The 20,878-nt window shown below is 56.5% G+C and carries 19 protein-coding genes; 5 read left to right on the top strand and 14 right to left on the bottom strand.

The features are described 5' to 3' along the window. Positions 1-20: 20 nt before the first annotated feature. Positions 21-779 carry a DeoR/GlpR family DNA-binding transcription regulator gene (locus tag ABLU88_RS04785; RefSeq protein ID WP_009653992.1) on the bottom strand — a complete coding sequence of 253 codons (759 nt, stop codon included), beginning with the start codon at positions 777-779 and terminating at the stop codon, positions 21-23. Positions 780-859: 80 nt separating this feature from the next. Here ABLU88_RS04785 and ABLU88_RS04780 point away from each other — a divergent pair, with 80 nt between their 5' ends. After that, entirely contained in the window at positions 860-1,453 is a 594-nt protein-coding gene (locus ABLU88_RS04780; RefSeq protein ID WP_348836188.1) for an NUDIX domain-containing protein, read from the top strand. Between the two features lie 61 nt (positions 1,454-1,514). On the opposite strand, the gene rplY is transcribed toward ABLU88_RS04780, so the two are convergent. Together rplY and ABLU88_RS04770 are read right to left on the bottom strand one after the other, a co-directional pair. Then, complete coding sequence (gene rplY, locus ABLU88_RS04775) at positions 1,515-1,799, bottom strand: 50S ribosomal protein L25 (RefSeq protein ID WP_004103955.1); 285 nt, start codon at positions 1,797-1,799, stop codon at positions 1,515-1,517. Between the two features lie 137 nt (positions 1,800-1,936). Continuing rightward, positions 1,937-3,694, bottom strand: coding sequence for a DEAD/DEAH box helicase (locus ABLU88_RS04770; protein ID WP_348836187.1), 1,758 nt, complete (start codon positions 3,692-3,694; stop codon positions 1,937-1,939). A gap of 148 nt (positions 3,695-3,842) precedes the next feature. Here ABLU88_RS04770 and rsuA point away from each other — a divergent pair, with 148 nt between their 5' ends. The 3 genes from rsuA (at position 3,843) to ABLU88_RS04755 (ending at position 6,430) form a co-directional block, all read left to right on the top strand. Continuing rightward, positions 3,843-4,562 (top strand): 16S rRNA pseudouridine(516) synthase RsuA, encoded by a 720-nt coding sequence (gene rsuA / locus ABLU88_RS04765; RefSeq protein ID WP_014230178.1) that lies wholly within the window; start codon positions 3,843-3,845, stop codon positions 4,560-4,562. Next, the gene (locus tag ABLU88_RS04760; RefSeq protein WP_014230177.1) at positions 4,559-5,755 is read left to right on the top strand and encodes a Bcr/CflA family multidrug efflux MFS transporter; all 1,197 of its coding nucleotides are present in this window, start codon (positions 4,559-4,561) and stop codon (positions 5,753-5,755) included. The genes rsuA and ABLU88_RS04760 overlap by 4 nt, the downstream gene beginning before the upstream one ends. Positions 5,756-6,085: 330 nt before the next feature. After that, positions 6,086-6,430, top strand: coding sequence for a YejG family protein (locus tag ABLU88_RS04755; protein WP_004122937.1), 345 nt, complete (start codon positions 6,086-6,088; stop codon positions 6,428-6,430). 3 nt (positions 6,431-6,433) lie between these two features. Here ABLU88_RS04755 and yejF read toward each other — a convergent pair whose 3' ends face one another. The 10 genes from yejF to yeiP all read right to left on the bottom strand — a co-directional run bounded on the left by yejF (position 6,434) and on the right by yeiP (position 18,944). Next, on the bottom strand, positions 6,434-8,023 hold the full coding sequence (yejF, locus tag ABLU88_RS04750) for a microcin C ABC transporter ATP-binding protein YejF (protein ID WP_049083596.1): 1,590 nt from the start codon (positions 8,021-8,023) through the stop codon (positions 6,434-6,436). Between the two features lies 1 nt (position 8,024). Then, positions 8,025-9,050 (bottom strand): ABC transporter permease, encoded by a 1,026-nt coding sequence (locus ABLU88_RS04745; RefSeq protein ID WP_004852714.1) that lies wholly within the window; start codon positions 9,048-9,050, stop codon positions 8,025-8,027. Continuing rightward, complete coding sequence (locus ABLU88_RS04740; protein WP_004122930.1) at positions 9,050-10,144, bottom strand: microcin C ABC transporter permease YejB; 1,095 nt, start codon at positions 10,142-10,144, stop codon at positions 9,050-9,052. The genes ABLU88_RS04745 and ABLU88_RS04740 overlap by 1 nt, the downstream gene beginning before the upstream one ends. 9 nt (positions 10,145-10,153) lie before the next feature. Next, positions 10,154-11,959 (bottom strand): extracellular solute-binding protein, encoded by a 1,806-nt coding sequence (locus ABLU88_RS04735; RefSeq protein WP_025106741.1) that lies wholly within the window; start codon positions 11,957-11,959, stop codon positions 10,154-10,156. Positions 11,960-12,029: 70 nt separating this feature from the next. Further along, entirely contained in the window at positions 12,030-13,592 is a 1,563-nt protein-coding gene (locus tag ABLU88_RS04730) for a cyclic di-GMP phosphodiesterase (protein ID WP_064404469.1), read from the bottom strand. Positions 13,593-13,781: 189 nt separating this feature from the next. Beyond that, entirely contained in the window at positions 13,782-14,351 is a 570-nt protein-coding gene (mepS, locus tag ABLU88_RS04725) for a bifunctional murein DD-endopeptidase/murein LD-carboxypeptidase (protein ID WP_004122922.1), read from the bottom strand. Between the two features lie 426 nt (positions 14,352-14,777). After that, positions 14,778-15,491, bottom strand: a complete 714-nt coding sequence (locus tag ABLU88_RS04720; RefSeq protein ID WP_025106743.1) for a phosphatase PAP2 family protein — start codon at positions 15,489-15,491, stop codon at positions 14,778-14,780. Positions 15,492-15,526: 35 nt separating this feature from the next. Then, complete coding sequence (locus tag ABLU88_RS04715) at positions 15,527-16,504, bottom strand: GTP-binding protein (RefSeq protein WP_182242833.1); 978 nt, start codon at positions 16,502-16,504, stop codon at positions 15,527-15,529. 118 nt (positions 16,505-16,622) lie between these two features. Continuing rightward, complete coding sequence (locus ABLU88_RS04710; RefSeq protein WP_032750635.1) at positions 16,623-18,089, bottom strand: fructuronate reductase; 1,467 nt, start codon at positions 18,087-18,089, stop codon at positions 16,623-16,625. A 282-nt stretch (positions 18,090-18,371) separates the two neighbouring features. Next, the gene (yeiP, locus tag ABLU88_RS04705) at positions 18,372-18,944 is read right to left on the bottom strand and encodes an elongation factor P-like protein YeiP (protein WP_004122911.1); all 573 of its coding nucleotides are present in this window, start codon (positions 18,942-18,944) and stop codon (positions 18,372-18,374) included. A gap of 148 nt (positions 18,945-19,092) precedes the next feature. Between yeiP and ABLU88_RS04700 the strand changes: the two genes are divergently transcribed. Beyond that, positions 19,093-19,344 (top strand): YkgJ family cysteine cluster protein, encoded by a 252-nt coding sequence (locus ABLU88_RS04700; protein ID WP_014230170.1) that lies wholly within the window; start codon positions 19,093-19,095, stop codon positions 19,342-19,344. 25 nt (positions 19,345-19,369) lie between these two features. On the opposite strand, the gene setB is transcribed toward ABLU88_RS04700, so the two are convergent. After that, positions 19,370-20,551 carry a sugar efflux transporter SetB gene (gene setB, locus ABLU88_RS04695; protein ID WP_224225900.1) on the bottom strand — a complete coding sequence of 394 codons (1,182 nt, stop codon included), beginning with the start codon at positions 20,549-20,551 and terminating at the stop codon, positions 19,370-19,372. Positions 20,552-20,878: the final 327 nt, after the last annotated feature.

Raw genomic sequence — 20,878 nt, 5'->3', positions numbered from 1 at the left:
TTTTTTTGCCTGAACCCGTATTACAGGGCGTAGAGGATTTCTACCCCCGCCAGGGTTAGCTGCTGTCGCAGCGCCTCGTCCAGGGTCGTATCCACGATCAGCGTACTGGCTGCCCCCAGCTCGCCGATGGCAAAGGCCGACGCGGAGTTAAGCTTTTCTTGTGACGCCATCACCACCGTTTCGGCAGCCCGCGCCGCCAGCGCGCGTTTAATGCCCGCTTCTTCATAGTCACCGGTGGTGAATCCCGCCCGGGGGTGAACGCCGGTGACGCCCATAAAAAACAGATCGGCGTTGATACGGGAAATACTCTCGAGGGCCGCAGACCCGACGCTGACGACGGAATGCTTAAACAACCGGCCGCCGATCAAAATCACCTCGATGAGCGGTTTTTCCACCAGCGCGACGGCAATCCCCGGGCTATGGGTGACCACGGTACACGCGAGGTTATCCGGCAGCAGGCGCATCATCTCCCCGGTGGTGGTGCCGCCGTCGACAATCACCACCTGACCGGGCTGAATGAGCTCAACCGCGCGCTGGGCAATGCTCTGCTTTGAGGCGATTTGCACGTTCTTTCTTGTTTCAATAGGCGCGATGGCTTCGGAAACCGGCAGCGCGCCGCCGTGGACGCGCTGCAGCTTGCCTTCCGCGGCCAGCTCCCGCAGATCCCGGCGAATGGAGTCTTCTGATACGCTAAAGCGCTGGCTGAGATCCCCGGACATCACCTGTTTTTCCTCGGCGAGGATCTGCAAAATCTGCTGTTTTCTCTGGCTGGCGAGCATCAAAATACCTTCATGAGTGATCTTGTTTGTGCACGATTATGCATGTTATGTTGCTCGCTGTCACCTAAAAGGGGAAAAACATGCACGCTGACGCACCGCGCGTTCGCCATATCCGCGAAACGCTTTTACCGGATAACTGGTACACGCTCAAGAAATATACTTTTGAACTATTGCGCCGGGACGGACGCTGGCAGGAGCAGAGCCGGGAAGCTTACGACCGCGGCAACGGCGCGGTGATCCTGCTCTACAATCGTGAAAAGCAAACGGTAGTGCTGGTTCGCCAGTTTCGCTTTCCGGTGTGGATTAACGGTCATGATGGCTTTTTGATCGAAGCTGCCGCCGGACTGCTGGATAACGCTTCTCCGGAGGCGCGCATCGTTGCCGAAGCCGAAGAGGAGACCGGTTTTCGCGTCACGCGCATAGAGCCGGTATTCACCGCTTACATGAGCCCCGGTTCGGTGACGGAGAAGCTTTACTTTTTCATTGCCGAATACTCTGCCGACGATCGGCGCGGCGACGGTGGCGGCCTGGCGACGGAAGGGGAAGATATCGAGGTGCTGGAGTGGCCGCTGGAAAAAGCGTTGCAGGCTATTCGCGAAGGGGAAATCGTCGATGCGAAAACAATTATGCTGTTGCAGCATCTGGCGCTGAACAGGTCAACGCTACTCGGCTGATAAACAAAACGCCCCGAACCTTGCGGAGCGGGGCGCTTGCCATACAACTTTCAGTCGGCGATTAAGCGCGAACGAAGTCGATGTGGGACAGCTTCGGCTTGAACGGGTGACGCTGAACAGCCTGAGCTTTAACTTTCTCTTCTTTGCCATCAACAACGATGGTCAGAACTTCGTTGTAGAACTCTGCATTGGTCTGCATGTTCCACACTTTGTCGTGATCCAGTTCGATTGCTACTGGCGCAGCTTCGCCGCCATAGATGATGGCCGGGAATTTGTTAGCTGCACGCAGGCGGCGGCTCGCACCCTTACCCTGCTCTTTACGTACTTCTGCGTTGATAGTAAACATTGATGTCTCTCTATATATAAATCCTGCTACAGGCGACCCAGCAGCAGGCAGATTATCTGCTTTGCGAATGCAAAAGCGGGCGGCATTATAGCCGCCATAGGTGTTTGCAGCAACCAAAACCTCAGACGTGAGGGCGATTAGCGTAGTTCGTTGGCCCGGCGGAATCGGCCCTGATAATCAAATACTTTCTCCCGCACCTGCCAGTATTGCCCCTTCATGCGCGCCACGACAAAGTCCGGATGGCGCAGAAGCGCCTGCTGGGCGAGGATATCGGCGGGCGTTATCCAGCGCAGCGGTACGCCCGGCGTTCGGGTATGCGGGCGGATAAAGAGCTGCTCAAAGGCGGTGCGCTGGGCGGGCGTATGCAGTCGGAAGCGCTCACTAACATCCGCGCCATCTTCATCGTAATAGGTGATTTTTAGCCAGGCGCCTTTATCATCCGCGCCGTGCTGCAGATCCATTCCACTACAGCGCAGCACCAGCGCATCTTTAAGCTTCAGCGCGGCTTTCAGCATGTCGTCGGGGTCGACCAGGATGGTATCGCACTCGCGGCAGCGGCGGGCGGCGATATCGTTTTCTGCGTTACACTGCGGGCAGTTTTTAAAGCGAAAACGAAAATCACACTGCTCGCGATGGCCTTCGTCATCCTCAAACCAGCCCTGACAGCGGCGGCCAAAGTGTTCAATCAGCGTGCCGTCGGCGGTGGTTTTCCCCCAGAACGTATTGGCGAAACCGCATGCCGGGCAAAAAACCTGGACCGGCACGTTGTCGCTTTTTCCCTTCGGTGTTCCCACTTCAGGCGCGTAAAGGTCGTGCGGATTACCGGCGTAATCGAGAATCAGGCAGTCCGTTTTACCCGGCGCCAGGCGCAGGCCGCGGCCGACGATCTGTTGGTAAAGGCTCACCGACTCGGTCGGGCGCAGGATGGCGATCAGATCGACATGCGGCGCATCAAAGCCGGTCGTCAGTACCGCGACGTTAACCAGATAGCGGTACTGCTGAGCTTTAAACGCGTCGATGATGCGATCGCGCTCCGGCCCCGGCGTTTCACCGGTGATTAAGGCCGCTTCGCCCTGCGGAAGCAACCCGGTCACTTCGCGGGCGTGTTCAACGGTGGCGGCGAAAATCATCGCCCCTTTGCGCGTTTGGGCGAATTCAACGATTTGGCTGACGATATGCGGCGTGACGCGCTGCTGTTTTTTCAGTTCGTGGTTTAAATCAGCCTCGCTGAACAGGCCGTTACTTTGCGCCTGCAGGCGGCTGAAGTCATATTGAACCACCGGCATATCCAGCCGCTCCGGCGGCGTCAGGTAGCCGTTCTTAATCATATAGCGCAGCGGCAGCTCGTAGATGCAGTCGCGAAACAGCGCGTTTTCATCGCCGCGCACCATGCCGTGGTAGTGGAACTGGTAAATCCACCCCTTACCGAGGCGAAAAGGCGTCGCGGTCAGCCCCAGCAGGCGCAGGTGCGGATTGACCTGCTGAAGGTGGCTGATAATCTGCTGATACTGGCTGTCATCATCGTCGCTGATGCGGTGGCACTCGTCGACGATCAGCAGCGAAAACTCGCCCTGAAACTGGTCGAGGTTGCGGGCGACCGACTGCACGCTGCCAAAGACCACTTTACCGTGGCTCTCTTTACGCTTGAGGCCCGCGGCGAAAATATCCGCTTCCAGGCCGAGCGCGCAATACTTGGCGTGGTTCTGCGCCACCAGCTCTTTAACGTGCGCCAGCACCAGCACGCGACCGCGCGCCAGGCGCGCAAGTTCGGCGATAACCAGGCTTTTACCTGCGCCTGTCGGCAGCACAATCGCAGCAGGTTCATGATGGCGGCGAAACCAGGCGAGCGTCGCGTCGACCGCCTCTTTTTGGTAGGGACGTAATGTAAATGTCATGAATTTATGGCGGTTAATTAACTCGCGAATAGTATGCCACGAATCTTTTCCCTTGAGTGGTGTTAATAGCCCGTTATACTACCCCATGAAATTCTTCTTTTTCGGGCGCGTTGCCCGCTCCAGCACTTGTACAGGCTAAAAAAATCTCATGCGACTTGATAAGTTTATCGCTCAGCAACTTGGCGTTAGCCGGGCTATTGCCGGGCGTGAAATCCGCGGCAGCCGCGTTACCGTGGACGGCGACATTGTAAAAGACTCCTCCTTCAAGCTTCTGCCGGAGCATGACGTCGAGTATGACGGCAATACGCTGGTTCAGCAGACCGGCCCGCGCTACTTTATGCTCAACAAGCCGCAGGGTTACGTTTGTTCCACCGACGATCCGGATCATCCAACGGTCCTTTATTTCCTCGACGAGCCGGTGGCGCACAAGCTGCATGCCGCGGGGCGTCTGGATATCGACACCACCGGACTGGTATTGATGACCGACGATGGCCAGTGGTCGCACCGCATTACTTCCCCGCGCCACCATTGCGAAAAAACCTATCTGGTGACGCTGGAAAATCCGCTGGATGAGTCCACCGCCGAGCAGTTTGCCAAAGGCGTTCAGCTGCATAATGAGAAAGACCTGACCAAACCGGCGGTGCTGGAAGTGGTGACGCCGACCGAAGTCCGCCTGACCATTAGCGAAGGGCGCTACCATCAGGTGAAGCGGATGTTTGCCGCGGTGGGGAATCATGTGGTTGGCCTGCATCGCGAACGTATTGGCGATATCGCGCTTGATGCGTCGCTGGCGCCGGGTGAATATCGTCCGCTGACGGCAGAAGAAATTGCCAGCGTTGGCGGCCAACATGCGCGGAGTAAAACGTGACGGCAAAGCAGAATTCTTCATTAGGGATTGTGTTTATTCTTGGCCTGCTGGCCATGTTAATGCCGCTGTCGATTGATATGTATCTTCCGGCGCTGCCGGTGATTGCGGCGCAGTTTAATGTGCCGGACGGCAGCGCGCAGATGACGCTCAGTACCTATATTCTGGGCTTTGCCCTGGGCCAGCTTTTATATGGCCCAATGGCGGACAGCATGGGGCGTAAACCGGTGATACTGGGCGGTACGTTGGTTTTTGCCGCGGCGGCGGTGGCCTGCGCGCTGTCGCAGACTATCGATATGCTGATCACCATGCGCTTTTTCCACGGCCTGGCGGCCGCGGCGGCGAGCGTGGTGATTAACGCCCTGATGCGCGATATCTATCCCAAGGAAGAGTTCTCGCGGATGATGTCGTTCGTCATGCTGGTGACCACCGTCGCGCCGCTGGTGGCGCCGATGGTCGGCGGAGCGGTGCTGGTGTGGTTTAGCTGGCATGCGATCTTCTGGATCCTCGCGGTGGCGGCGCTATTAGCCTCGGCGATGATCGCCTTCTTTATTAGCGAGACCCTGCCGCCGGAACGCCGGCAGAAATTTCATATTCGCACTACGCTCGGCAACTTCGCGACGCTGTTTCGCCACAAGCGGGTGCTGAGCTATATGCTGGCAAGCGGTTTCAGCTTCGCCGGGATGTTCTCGTTTCTGAGCGCCGGCCCGTTTGTCTATATCAATATCAACCACGTTTCACCGCAGCACTTTGGCTACTATTTTGCGCTGAACGTCGTCTTCCTGTTTGTCATGACCATGATCAACAGTCGCTTTGTGCGGCGGGTTGGGGCGCTGAATATGTTCCGCGCCGGGCTATGGATCCAGTTTGCGATGGCGGCGTGGATGGTCGTGTGCGCGCTGTTTGGCGTGGGGTTCTGGGCGCTGGTGTTTGGCGTGGCGGCGTTCATCGGCTGCGTTTCGATGGTCTCCTCTAACGCGATGGCGGTGATTCTCGATGAGTTTCCGCATATGGCCGGGACCGCTTCCTCGCTGGCAGGGACGTTCCGTTTCGGGATTGGCGCCATTGTCGGTGCGCTGCTGTCGATGGCGACGTTTACCACCGCCTGGCCAATGCTGATTTCTATCGCCTTCTGCGCCAGCAGCTCCATCCTCTTTTACCTCTACGCCAGCCGACGGCGCAAAGCCGCGCGCTAAGCGACTTTCAGGGGGCGATATCGCCCCTTTTTTTGATGCATGTCAACCAAATCTGGCTTCTCTGTTCAGCGATTTGTTTATTTTATGTAAAATCAAATCGTTCAAAAAGTCGCATGATTGCGATAAAAAAGTTGTTTTAGATCACAGAAACGGGTACATATAGCCCGAAGATGTTCCATCTGCGCAATTATAAACTTTTACATTACAAACCAATAACACGGCTATGCCACTGGTGTAAGCGTTTTCTGTGCAGGAAGAGGACTGGTTGTCAATAATGTGTTAGTATTGATGTAAAATTATTGTGAAGTATTTTGCTTCCGGGGTAAACACGTGAATACACTGCAACTCTCTATCGTACACCGTCTGCCGCAGAGCTATCGCTGGCTGGCCGGTTTTGCAGGTTCAAGAGTTGAACCGATTCCGCAAAACGGCGCCCAGAGCGAAAACAGCCTCGTGGCGTTGAAATTACTCAGCCCCGATGGCGAAAGCGCGTGGCCGGTCATGCATAAGCTCAGCCAGGCGCTTAGCGACATCGAGGTCGACAGCTCTGTCGTTGAATGCGAAGGGGAACCGTGCCTGTTTGTTAACCGTCAGGACGAATTTGCCGCAACCTGTCGCCTGAAAAATTTCGGCGTGGCGATTGCAGAACCCTTCTCCGGCAACAACCCCTTCTGACCGTCAGCTCAACGCCAGCAGCTGACGGGTATACTCCTGCTGCGGAGCGGTAAATACGCGCTCGCACTCACCCTGCTCGACGACTTCTCCCTGCCGCAGCACCATTACCTGATGACACAGCGCCCGCACGACGCGTAAATCATGGCTGATAAAAATATAGGCCAGCTGATGCTTTTGCTGTAACGCCTTCAGCAGCGCGAGGATTTGCGCCTGCACGGTTTTATCCAGCGATGAGGTGGGCTCATCCAGCACGATAAGCTGCGGTTTGACGACCAGCGCCCTGGCGATCGCGATGCGCTGACGCTGGCCGCCGGAGAAGGCGGCAGGGTAGCGATGCCGTGAGTGTGGATCGAGGCCGACCTCCTGCATCACCTGAATCACCGCCTGCTCCCGTTCGGCCGGCGTGAGCGTCGGTTGATGGACGCGCAATCCCTCTTCGATAATTTGCAGCACGTTGAGCCGCGGGTTTAGCGATGAGTTAGGATCCTGAAAGACCACCTGCATGCGACGACGCAGCGGCAGCATCTGCCGGCGATTGCGTCCCTGAAGCGCCTCACCGTCAAAGGCGATCGCGCCATCGGAATGAATCAGACGCAGAAGCGCCAGCCCGGTGGTGCTTTTGCCCGATCCGGACTCGCCGACCAGCCCCAGCGTTTCTCCCGCGCGCAAATGAAAGCTGAGGCCGTTAACGACCCGGTTATGATCGACAACTCGCCGCAGCAGACCTTTACGTATCGGGAAGGCGATAGTCAAATTTTCCGCCCGCAGCAACACCGGGGCATCGGGTGCGAGCGGGACGGGATCTCCCGACGGCTCGCTATCCAGCAGGCGGCGGGTATAAGGGTGTTCGGGGGCGGAAAACAGCGCCCGGCAGCCGTTTTGTTCCACGCAGCGGCCGTTCTGCATCACCGCGACGCGGTCGGCGAGCTGACGAACGATGCTCAGATTATGGGTGATAAACAGCAGCCCCATATTCAACTCTTGCTTCAGCTCCCGCAGCAGCGTGAGGATTTGCGCCTGCACCGACACGTCCAGCGCGGTGGTGGGTTCGTCGGCGATAAGCAGCTCCGGGCGGGTTAACAGCGCCATGGCGATCATCACCCGCTGGCGCTCGCCGCCGGAAAGCTGATGGGGATAGTCGGCCAGCCGCCGGGGCGCGTTGCGGATGCCGACGCGATCGAGGCAGTCGAGGATTTCCCCGCGCGCCGCTTCTTTGCGCATCCCGCGATGCAAAGAGAGCACTTCGTACAGCTGTTTTTCCAGAGTATGCAGTGGATTAAGCGAAACCATCGGCTCCTGAAAGATCATCGCAATGCGGTTACCGCGCACGCCGCGCAGGGTGCGTTCATCCGCGTGCAGCAGCGACTGGCCGTGAAAACGGATGTCGCCGGCAGGATAGCTGACCGGCGGCGACGGGAGTAGCCGCAGCACCGATAGCGCGGTCACGCTCTTCCCGGAGCCGGACTCGCCGACCAGCGCCAGGGTCTCGCCGACGGCAATCTGCAGCGACAGTTCGCTGACGACGGGGGTAGTCTCACCCTGCTGGCGAAAGGCGATGGAGAGGTTATCGATATCTAACAAAGGTTGCGTCATGCTACACCGCCTTGCTTGGGTCAAAGGCGTCGCGAACCGCTTCACCAATAAAAATCAATAACGTCAGCAGGACCGCCACCGACAGAAAGGCGGCGATGCCCAGCCAGGGCGCCTGCAGGTTGTTTTTACCCTGCAACAGCAGTTCGCCCAGCGAAGGGGAGCCCAGCGGCAGGCCAAAACCGAGGAAATCGAGCGAGGTCAGGGTGGTTATCGAACTGCACAGAATGAACGGCAGGAAGGTCAGGGTGGCGACCATGGCGTTAGGCAGCATATGGCGCAGAATAATGGCGCGATCGCTGACTCCAAGCGCCTGCGCGGCGCGGATATAATCATAGTTACGGGTGCGCAGGAACTCAGCCCGGACCACGCCGACCAGCGTCATCCAGCCGAACAGCACGGTAATGGCCAGCAGCCACCAGAAGTTGGCCTGTACAACGCTTGAGAGCAGGATAATCAGAAACAGCGTCGGCATTCCCGACCAGACTTCGATAAACCGCTGCCCCCAGAGGTCAATCTTCCCGCCGTAATACCCCTGAACGGCGCCGGCCATCACCCCCAGTACGCTGGAGAAGAAGGTCAGCAGCAGTCCAAAGAGAATGGAAATGCGCGTGCCGTACAGAATACGCGCCAGCACGTCCCCGCCGTTGGCATCGGTGCCCAGCCAGTTCTGTCCTGACGGCGGCGAAGGGAAGGGCGCGTCGGTGGCGAAATTAATGGTCGTCGCGCCGAAACGAACCGGCGCCCACAGGGCCCAGCCGTTATCCGCCAGCCGTTTTTGCAGCCACGGGTCCTGATAGTCGGCGGCGGTGGCAAAGCTGCCGCCGAAGGTGGTCTCACTGTAGTTTTTCAGGAGCGGAACGTAGAAGCTGCCGCGGTACTGGACCAGCAGCGGCTTATCGTTAGCAATAAGCTCTGCGCACAGGCTACAGGCGAAAAGCGCTAAAAAGAGCCATAGCGACCAGTAGCCGCGGCGGTTGTGGCGAAAACGCGCCCAGCGGGCCTGATTGACGGGACTAAAAAATGACATTAGCGGCCCTCAAAATCGATTCGCGGATCGACCAGCGTATAGCTGATATCGCTGATGATATTCAGCAGCAGGCCAATCAGGGTAAAAATATACAGCGTGCCGAACATGACCGGGTAATCGCGAGATACGGTGGCCTCATAGCCCAGCAGCCCCAGTCCGTTTAGCGAGAACATCACCTCAATCAGCAGCGAACCGGTAAAAAACATACTGATAAAGGTGGCCGGGAAACCGGCAATCACCAGCAGCATCGCGTTGCGAAACACGTGGCCCCAAAGGATCTGCTTTTCGCTGACGCCCTTGGCGCGTGCGGTAACCACGTACTGCTTGCGGATTTCATCAAGAAAGCTGTTTTTGGTCAGCATCGTGAGGGCGGCAAAACCGCCGATCACCGTTGCCAGCACCGGTAGGGTGATATGCCAGAGATAGTCGAGGATTTTTTGGTACCAGGGCAGGCTGTCGAAGTTTGCTGACACCAGCCCGCGCAGCGGAAAGAGATCGAAATAGCTGCCGCCGGCAAAGATAACGATCAGCAAAATGGCAAACAGGAACGCCGGGATGGCATAGCCGATAATAATCAGCGTACTGCTCCAGACGTCAAAATGGCTGCCGTTGCTGACCGCTTTACGGATCCCCAACGGAATCGACACCAGATAGATGATGAGCGTACTCCACAGGCCCAGGGTGATTGAGACCGGCAGGCTGTCTTTAATCAGCTGCAGTACCGATGAGCTGCGAAACAGGCTATCGCCAAAATCAAAGCGCAGATAATCACCGAGCATTTTAAAATAACGCTCGTGCAGCGGCTTATCAAAGCCGTAGCGGTGGGTTATCTCGGCAATCACCTCCGGGTCCAGCCCGCGCCCGCCGCGATAGTGCCCATCGCTGATGTTGCTGACCCCGGTACGCGCATGGCTGGCGGCCATGCCGCCATCTCCGGCGCCGGGCAAGCCGCCGCGGTCGCCGAACTCAATCGCCGCGATCGCCTGATCGACCGGACCGCCGGGCGCGATCTGCACAATAAAAAAGTTAATGGTGATAATCGCCCACAGGGTGGGGATGATGAGCAGTAGTCGGCGGAGCAGATATGCACCCATCTTAATTCCTTAGCGTCTATCCGCGGGGAGTCTGGCCGCTTTGCTTGCGTCGTACCACCAGTTTTCGAAACCGGAGGAGTAGACCGCGCGGGTCTGCGGGAAGGAGAATTTGTCCCAGTATGCGGTTCGGTCCTGCGCCATATACCACATCGGCAGCATGTAATAGTTCCAGGTCAGCACGCGGTCGAGAGCCCGGCCCAGCGGCAGCAGCTTTTCTTTATTACCCTGCCAGCGAATAATCTGCGCGATGAGCCGGTCGACGGCCGGGCTTTGTACCCCTGAGGCGTTATAGCTGGAGTTAATATATTCGGAGTCCCAGGAGACTTGCAGGTCGGTGCCGGGCCAGGGCGTGGCGCGCCAGACGTTGGGCATCATGTCGTAATCCCGGCTGCGCTTGCGGTTACTATACTGGGAGTTGTCGACCTGGCGAATATCCATGACGATGCCGAGCCGCTGGAGGTTGTGCTGGAAGGGCAGGACCCAGCGATCGCTGCTGCCGGAAGGAAGCAGCAGCTCAAAGCGTAACGGTTTGCCGCTCTTCGCATTAACCCGCCGCTGGTTTTTCACTATCCATCCCGCCTGGTTAAGGATGGCATCCGCCTTCAGCAAGTTTGCGCGTTCGAAACCATCGCCGCTGGAAACCGGGGGGCGGTATATCTGCGTGAAAACTTCGGCCGGGATCTCTTTTTTCAGCGGCGTTAACAGCGCCAGCTCGTCGGCATCCGGATAATCGCGCGCCGCGTATTCGGTATTCTGAAAGAAGCTGTTGGCGCGGCTGTAGGAGTGATAAAACAGCGCCTTATTCATCCATTCAAAATCAAAGGCGAGGGTAATGGCTTCGCGTACCCGGCGGTCGGAAAATACCGGGCGCTGAATGTTAAAGGCCAGCCACTGCGTATTCTGCGCCGAGGTGTTGGTGTATTCATCTTTAACGATATAGCCGTGGGTAAAATTGCGCCCGACGTAGCGGGTAGCCCAGTTCTTGGCAACGTTCTCTTCGCGACGGTCGACGGCGCCGGCCTTAAAGGCTTCGAAAGCGACGTTGTCGTCCAGGTAATAGTCGTAGCGCAGCGTATCGAAATTCCAGCGCCCGCGGTTGACCGGTAAGTCGGCGGCCCAGTAGTCCTTAACCCGCGAGTAGGTAATGTACTGGCCCATGCGCCAGGCGGTGATGCGATACGGGCCGCTGGCCAGCGGTGGGGCGGATAGCGGGTCGCTGAGTTTATGGTTTTTCCAGAATTTTTCCGGCATCACCGGTAGCGTCATCAGGCTAAGCATGTTCTCTTTGCCCGGTTTGGCTAAATCAATGCGTACGGTGAGCGGAGCGATGGCTTTTACGGTGGTGCCTTTATAATAGAGGCGAAACTGCGGCACCCCTTCGGTCATAAACTTCTGGAAGGTAAACGCGACATCGCTGGCGGTGACGGGGCTGCCATCGTGATAGCGGGCGCGGGGATTGAGCGCGATCTCCATCCATGAAAAATCATCGGCATAGCGCGTATGCTCGGCGATCAGCGGATAGTAGCTGCCGGGCTCATCATCAGAGGTGGTGAATAGCGTGTCGTATAAGCTTTCGGTACGGATACCGGGGTTGCCGCGCATGGCGTAGCGATTGAAATTATCAAAAGTACCGATGGCCGCGAGGGTAATCGCCCCGCCTTTAGGCGCGGCGGGGTTGGCATAATCGTAATGGTCAAAGCCCGCGGCGTATTTCGGTTCGCCGATAATAGCGAACCTGTCGCTCTCTTTAATCGTTTGCGCCTGGCTCTGCAGGCTAAATAAGGTCAGCAGGATCAGGCTGATGCGTGCAAAAATAACCAGGATGACGCCCTCCAATGTCAGACCTGAAGCGGCCTGACCTTTGATAGCAAATAATAAAGGACCCTTAGCGGCTTGTGAAATATTTCGCCGGTTCATCATGGGCGGCGATCAGCGCGTCCAGCGTCAGCGGCCGGCTTAACCAGTAGCCCTGTAAATAGTTTACCCCATGGTCGCGCAGCCATTCCGCTTGTTCCTGCGTTTCCACCCCTTCAGCGACCGTGGTGAGCTTCAGGCGGCGGCTCAGGGTGATAACGGCATCAAGCACCGGTGAGGTGACGGTCTCAGTGCCGATAGCCTGCACGAAGCCGCGGTCTATCTTCAGGTAATCAAAGTTATAGCGCTCCAGATAGATTAGCGCGCTATGGCCGGTACCAAAATCATCAATCGCAATTTCAAAGCCCTGTTCGTGCAGCCAGTCGAAGTTCCCTAAGGAGCGATTCTTATCGATCATCGCGCGCTCGGTGATCTCCAGCACCACGCTAAAATGGCCGGCCGGCATGGCGGCGGCGAAGTGCTGAAGGTCCTGCTGAAAGCTGCCTGCGTGCAGATGAAGGGGGGAGATATTTATCCCCAGCTTGCTCCCTGCGGGCAGGATCGTTTGCAGAACAGGCGCATCCTGCGCAATCAGTTTTAACAGATGGCGGGTGAGCGGAATAATGATCTGCTGGGTTTCAGCAAGGTTGATAAACACATCGGGAGGGATCTCGCCGGCCACGGGATGTCGCCAGCGCATGAGCACCTCAACGCCGCTGATGCGCAGCGTCTCTGACCTCACCACCGGTTGATAAACCACATAGAACTGATCGTTTTTGATCGCCAGCAGCAGCTCTTTGCGCGGGTCCGATTTAATCGTCAGGATGTAGTAGCTTAAAAGCCCGGCCAGCAGCCCGCACACGACGCCCAGCAGCAGAGCAAACTGCGTATTCTCCGCCAGCCAGCTGTTCGCGTAGAGATAAACCTTCAGCGGCAGGCCGTCGATTTGCGTCTGGCGAATGGGCGGCGAGAGCAGCGTCTGCGGGTCGATAAGTTGGTTGCTGAAGGTGGAAATGGCGGTGTCCTTAATGGCCAGCGCCAGGCCGCTGAAATCATTCTGTCGGGCTGAGTAGAGAATATAGGGCGTCAGGTTGGCATTAATCGAGACAAAAATACCGTCTTTCCCGCCGTGTGGGCTGCGGACCCACAGCGCCAGCGCGGCGCTTTTCGGCATCATTGGCGTCCCGGGCAGAATCGCCATATCGACCGCTTGAGTAAGATTAAGCTGCGGAATGAGCTGGGTTAAGGGCGTGTTCATAGCGCCTGTGGCGGAGGAGCAAAACGCAAGGCCATTTTTGACCAGCAGGATGGCGCGGACGTTCGGGCTGAATGCCGCATGGGCGGTTAAGCCTGAGGCAACGTTTTCACAGGGTTGATCGACCAGCGGCTGCATGCCCTGAATCGTCTGATTCAAATCGTGAAAGTAGTCCTGCAGATACGTATGAACGTTGTGAATAATGGCGTCGAAACGCTCCGCACGGTTGTGATAAATCACCATAAACTGGATGCTACCGGCCAGCAGGGCGACGGCTATTCCAACACATATGCTGGTCAGCCAGATTTTTCGCCGGGGAGCGAGATGACGGGTAGGCATAGGCTATATAGTCAGTCCGTATTGTTGATTTGCGCCAGGGGGCTGATAGAAATCGCTTTTTCTATCCCTGCTTAAAGACATCGCTTATTTTACGAAGTTTCCTGGCTGGCGAGCAAAAAAAAACACCGCCTCGGCAGTGTTTTTTTATTTCTTTCGTTGGCCAAGGGATTAACCAACGGCAGAAGACGATTACGAACGGCTCAGAACGCGTCGCGCTTCGTTATAGCGCTTTTTCCAGTACGGCTCATCCATGCTTGAAATCGTCACACCGCTGCTGGTGGAAGCATGAACAAACTGATTGTTGCCGATGTAGATCCCTACATGGCGGCCCGTGGAACCTGCACGGAACAGAACTAAATCACCGGTGCGCAGCTGCGCGCGGCTGATCGATTTTCCGGAATCCTGCTGCTCTGAAGTCGAGCGCGGCAGTTCCAGGCCAAACTGTTCACGGAAAGTCCGTTGCACAAAGGCGGAACAATCGATGCCTTTACGGGTGCTGCCGCCGAGGCGGTAACGCACGCCCTTCCAGCTGGCATATTGATCCATCAAGCGGGACTTAACGTCCAGGTTGCGGACCATCGTTTCAAATTCATCCTGAGAGGCTTGCAGTGATGATAAATCGCCACTACCCACAGCAAGCGTCTCAGAATGCATATTCCTGGCGGTACTATTTGAACTACACGCGGAAAGCAGAACCGCAACTGCAATCGCGGGGGCGACCCGCAAGATATATCTCAAAATCGGCTGAGATTTGACCATGCTGTGTGTTATCCCTTGTTGTCCTTAACGACAATGTCGTTATAAAAAATGCCAAACGTGTTAGAGCCTAATTACCTGGTCGCAATGAGACAATTCCGTAAGCATAAAACTGTGGACTGACGCACAAATTTATTCATTCTCTGAATTGATGTCGCTGACGAGGCAAAACGAGATTGAGGTTACCCGATCAACCGGGGGATGGCGAGCGGTTTTACGCATTTTCTTATAAGTATTTTTGCGACAAAAAGTGAATCATCGGCAAAGGGCAAAATAGCGACAGCAATGGGTAAAAAATACGCAATTTACTCATTTCTAACATGATTACTATGACGGGAAGATGATGCCGGATGAGAAAAAACGCGCGGACAAAAAAAGGGACCCAGAACGATCCCTTATGAATGATATTAATTAATTGTAAAGATAGATTTAATTTTTAGTTTTTCTACCCGGAAGATAACGCTCAAATAACGCAATGACATTATCACTCAGCGGGGTCATCAATACCCAGGGGGCGCCAATGAGTACCGCCGTTAATGAGCCGACGGCAATATCGGTAAACCAGTGAGCGCCAATCATTACGCGTGGAAAAGCGAACACTACGAATATGACCAGCGCGATGGCAAACGCCCGGCGACCGAAATAGCGCCACATAAATGATGCAAAAATCAGCAGCATCATACCGTGATCGCCTGGAAAGCTATCTTTAGACGCATCTTTAGTGGGGAAGGAGATCACATCGCTCACTTTGGTGATATCGGTAAAAGAGAGCGAAGGGCTGGCGCGCTTAACCGGCATCAGGTGCTGGGCAAGCTGATTGATGATGACGGCGGCCAGCAGCATCGCCAGGCCGATGATAATCACCCGGCGGCGTCCGGCGCTCTGCTCTTTAAACCAGAAGCTTAGCATCAGGCTGCCCATCGCCAGTAGCGAGCAGGCATCAAATGCGCGGTTGTTGATAATCGCCAGCAGCCAGGTGTAAGCGGTGCTCACGCCAACCAGGTGGTTAAAGAAATAGAAGATCGCCGAGTCCAGCGGATTCCAGAAACCATGGTTAACGGGAAGGTACCATGAACAAAAAAGCGCAACACCCGCCGCGTTCAGCAGCAGGATTAGGGGAATTCGATTTTTAATCATAACTATCGTGTGTTGGGTAAACGACGGCAACCATAGCCGTCTTAACTTAAACGAATCCTCAACAAGGAGGCCTGCAGTGCGTTCCAGTCCGTCTCGGTATCGGCAATCAGCTCGATACGGCTATCGGGGGGAGGAACGTTCTGCGTCTCAATATGCAGATCGCGCTGCTGGCGGTTGATGCGTACCACTCCTTCCGCGATGCGCATCACGCCTTTTACGCGCCCGACCGGCGCCAGGCGCGCCCATTCGAGCAGGGCCACGGTGTCGAAAACGGTTTCGGCGTCAAAAATCCAGCCGCAGGCGTGATAGCCCTGGCCGCTATTGAGGCTGCGACGCCAGCGCTGATGGGCAGGGAGGCTCAGTGCCGCAAGGCCCTGTTTCTGCCCGTGGCCGTGCGCGTGTTCGGGGCTGGCGGGAAGCGGCGCAAGATTGCGGCGCGGCAAATCAAGCAGTGCCGGGTCGATATTCCCCCGCGTGGCGCTGACGAACCGCCGATCGCCGGCATAGGTCTGCCACCAGGCGGCGAATGCGCGTTGGCTTTCCTCCGTTGCGCGGTCGGCTTTATTACTGATAATGACGTCAGCGGCGGCCAGCTGGTCGCGAAAGTTGTCGTTGGTCGCTATTTTTTCGTCCAGCAGCTGGCGCGGATCCAGCACGCATAAGGTGGCGCGCAGGTCGATCCACGGCTCGTATATTGCGGCGGTCAGCATATCGAGGATCTGTTTAGGATGGCCAAGCCCGGTGGGTTCTATCAGCAGGCGATCGGGTTTGCCCTGGCGCAGCAGGGTGTTGAGCCCGACCTGCATCGGCAGACCGTTCACGCAGCACATGCAGCCGCCGGGGATCTCTTTGAGCAGCGCGCCGCTTTCCGCCAGCAGCGCGCCGTCAATGCCCACTTCACCAAACTCGTTGACCAGCACGGCCCATTTTTCATCCGCGGGCTTATGGGCCAGCAGATGCAGAATCGACGTCGTCTTGCCGCTGCCGAGAAACCCCGTGATCAAATTGGTTTTGGTCACTTTTTCTCCAGGATAAATGTAATGTTGTAACAGTTACGCTATCCTGACGAAAAAAAGGGGAAAAGAGAAGTCTTACCGCGGACAGAAGGGGGATCTGTCCGCTAAATGGCAGAAATTGTTAAGCGTTCAGCGTGCCGGCAATCGCCTGACGTGCGCCAAAAGCGGCGAGCTGATGCCATGCGGCGGTGATATGCGCGACAAACTGCGGGTTCTGCGGCAGGTCGCGGCCGAAGATCTCTTCAAGCGTAAGCAGGGCCGCCACGCGCTGGTGTTCATCGCTGGCAGAAACCCGTTTCTGCATCTTATCGGCCAGCGGATCGCGAATATCAATCGCATTTCCGGCATCGTCAATACCGCTGACGTAGCGCATCCAGCCGGCCACGCCGAGCGCCAGCAGCGGCCAGCGGCTGCCCCGAGCGAGATGGACGCGAATACCCTCAAGCATACGTTGCGGCAGCTTCTGGCTACCGTCCATGGCGATTTGCCAGGTGCGATGCTTTAGCGCCGGGTTGCTGAAGCGCTCGATCAGGCTGTCAGCGTACGCCGTCAGGTCAACGCCCTGAATGGATAAGGTCGGCGCCTGTTCGTCAAGCATCAGGCGGTAGGCGGCGCTGCGGAAAATCGGATCCTGCATGCAGTCGCTAATGTGCGCATGGCCAGCCAGATAGCCAAGCCAGGCGAGAAACGAGTGGCTACCGTTGAGCATCCGTAGCTTCATTTGTTCCCACGGTAAAACGTCATCGGTCATCTGGACGCCCGCGGTTTCCCAGTCCGGGCGACCGGCAACAAAGTTATCTTCAATGACCCACTGGATAAAGGGTTCGCAGCTGATTGCGCAGGGGTCTTCCACGCCTAGCGTCGCGCTAATTTCTGCCAGCGACTCATCGGTGGCGGCGGGCACGATGCGGTCAACCATGGTACCGGGAAAGCTGACGTGTTCGGCGATCCACTGCGCCAGTTCGGGGTCCCGTTTTTCGGCCATTCCCAGCACGGCGTTTTTTACCACATGTCCATTATCGGGAATATTATCGCAGGAGAGGACGGTAAACGGCGGTAGCCCCCGCTGTCGGCGGCGCGCCAGCGCTTCCACCAGAATGCCGGGAACCGATTGCGGCAGCGTCGGATTTTGCAGATCGTGAATAATGCGCGGCTGCGTCATATCCAGCTGGCCGCTGGCCGGATCGATGCAGTAGCCCTTCTCGGTGATGGTCAGAGAGACAATGGCGACCTGCGGTTCGCAAAATTTCTCAATAATGGCGGCCAGCGAATCCAGTTTCGCATTCAGACACTCATGAACGGCGCCGACAATAATCGGCTGATTGCCCTCGGCGCCTTTTTCCAGCACGGTAAACAGGTGGTCCTGCTGGCGAAGCTGGCTCATCAGCCGATCGCCGCTGAACAGGCTAATCTCACAAATCCCCCAGTCTCCGCCGCTGGCGTTGAGCACCCGATCGGTGAGAAGGGCCTGGTGCGCGCGATGAAACGCGCCAAAACCGAAATGCACAATACGCGAACGCAGCTGACTGCGATCGTATCGAGGAAGCTGTACGCCTTCCGGCAGCGTGGCTGTCGCAATGGTTGTCATTCTTAACACACCTGATTAACCAATAATTAACATGGCCAGTGTAAAGATATATGACAACAAATTAAATTGGTGAGCCTTTTTTATCCGCTTAATGTGAGCTTGATCATGCAATTCTGTCGCGGTAAACGGTCAGGCTGCAAAGTATGCGGAGATAACCGGTGAGATTAGCGGTAATTTCGCTATTTTTGGTATAACAGCTTTTGGCGGAGGGGAGATTGCGGATAAGGGGCTAATAAAAAGGACAGCCGCTGGCTGCCCTCCTGGATGTTGCAAACGCGGAGTTTAGTCCGCGCGGCCCATGTAGCGGCTCTCTTCGATATGGATGCGGATACGCTCTCCCGCGCTCAGGTATTCAGGCACCTGAACAACAAGGCCGGTGCTCAGCGTCGCCGGTTTGTTACGGGCGCTTGCGGATGCGCCTTTGATACCCGGCGCCGTCTCAACGATTTCGAGATCCACGGTCTGCGGCAGTTCCAGCGCCAGCAGCTGGCCGTCCCAGGTCAGAACCTGCATATCCGGCATGCCGCCTTCCGGCATAAACAGCAGCTCTTCTTCGATCTGCTCTTTGGTGAAGATATACGGGGTGTAATCTTCTTTATCCATAAAGACGTATTCGTTGCCATCGATATAGGAGAAGTCAACGAAGCGGCGGGTCAGGGTGACGGTATCGACGATGTCGTCGCCTTTGAAGCGTTCTTCCACTTTCAGGCCGGTGCGTACATCGGAGAAACGCATTTTGTACAGCGTCGCTGCGCCGCGGGCGCTGGGTGACTGAATATCAATATTTTTAACAATCAGCAGTTTGCCGTTGTAATTCAGCACCATACCTTTTTTAATTTCATTCGCTCTTGGCATTGCAGTAATCCTGTCACTTAAAGGGTCGAAAATATCGCGTAAAACTACTCGCGCCGGGCCTTTCAGGCAAGTGGAATTCGTCGGTTTTGCTATCTTCAGGTAAAACGTTTAGGCTGGGCTGCTAAAAGCGTTATCGGAAGAGTCGATTATGGAATGCCGCCCTGAATGCGGAGCTTGCTGTATCGCTCCTTCTATCTCCAGCCCTATCCCGGGCATGCCGCAAGGCAAGCCGGCAAACACCCGCTGCGTGCAGCTATCGCAAAATAATCTCTGCGCTATTTTTGGCTCGCCGTTAAGGCCGAAAGTGTGCGCCAGCCTGAAGCCGGAAGCGGAAATGTGCGCCACCAATCGCGAAGACGCCATGACCTGGCTGCTTCATCTTGAGCTGAGCACTTCGTGACGGTGCAAGCCCGCGCGGGATACCCTTAAACGTCTTTAATACGCCACAGGCAGGCCTGAGTGATGACCCCCATCACCAGCGCAATCCAGAATACGGCGTGATAGCTCCAGACTTCCGCAACGACCCCCGCCAGCGAACCGGCGATAATCCAGCCAACGCGCGTGGTATTGGTATAAAGCGTGGTGGCCGCACCCGCCTGTCCGGGCATCAGGTCCTGGAAATAGAGCATGCCGATACCGGCCAGGATACCGATAAAAATGGCGTTCAGCGCCTGCAGGGCCAGCAGCAGTCCGGGGGTATGGACGGTTAGCATGCCAACGTAAAACAGCACGCCGGCCACCGCTGAGATGCGCATCAGGAAACGTTTGCCGAAGCGTTTGGCGTAGTAGCCCGCAATCAGCATGGTCGGGATTTCCAGCCCGGCGGCGGTGCCCATCATGACCCCGGCCAGCTTCTCCGGTAAATGCAGTTCATTGATGATAAACAGCGGCATATTAATGATGTACAGGCTGTTGATTCCCCACATCAGCGTACAGATGATAAACAGCAGCAGCGCGTCGCGGCGGTTGGTGCGCGGCGCTTCAAGATGGCCCGTAGCGAGCTTTGGCTCTTTACGCATGCTGGGAAGAAAAAACCAGACCATCGCGCCGCAGACCACAAAGGCAACTGCCGCGCTGAGATACATCACCGTAAAGCCAAAACCCATGGCCAGCGCGTAGGCCAGCGGCGGTCCGATAACCCATGCCAGCGACACCTGAGCGCGCAGAATCGAACTAAACATGACCGCCTCGCGGCCCGTTTTGTCCGCATGCTCGCGGGCGAGGGCAAACATCTGCGGGTTGGCGGTGGAGCCGAAGCTGCTGAGAAATACCCCGATGAACAGCAAAATAAAGTAGTTACGGTTCCAGGCGAAGAGCACGCAGGCCAGCACGCCCATCAGGCAGCAGAAGACGATCAGCCGCTTGCGGTCGCCTTTGCGATCCGAACGCCCGGCGAGGAACTGGCTCACCAGAATGCCGATCACCGCGCTACCGGTAAAAAAGAAGCCGACCATCGCCGGTCGTACGTGAACCTCGTTCGTCAGAAACAGGCTCAGCGTTGGTGTCTGGAGTGCCCCGGCGATACCCGTCAGGAAGGCGACGATCAGAAAGGCGGAAGAGGTGAAATCAAACCCGCGTCGTGGCAGGGCGGCGCTACTGTTTTGCATGTCGGCGTTCATCGGTTTTCAGGAGTCGCGGAGTTTACGCCGTCACTCAGAAAATGAACAGTACCAGGGCACGAATAAATCAAAAAGACGTTTCAAAATCAAACTTCAGCAGAAAGCTGAAGTTTTCCCGGCCTCGACGCTCCCGCTTCAGCAAAAGTGTGCTGTATCTCTAACTTCTGTTATCAGAAAACGAACTTTTCTTGCCTGGCGGCTAATAAAGGTACAGACTTCTTGAAACGTTTCAGCGTCATCGGGAGATTCTCCGGCAGGTAGATGACGCATTTTTTCTCAAAGTAGCTGAAACGATTCAATTCAGCAGGAGAGGAG

The sequence above is a fragment of the Klebsiella sp. GW_Kp182 genome (assembly GCF_040062275.1).
GTDB classification, from domain to species: domain Bacteria; phylum Pseudomonadota; class Gammaproteobacteria; order Enterobacterales; family Enterobacteriaceae; genus Klebsiella; species Klebsiella michiganensis.
This window is presented reverse-complemented; position numbering and strand designations above follow the sequence as displayed.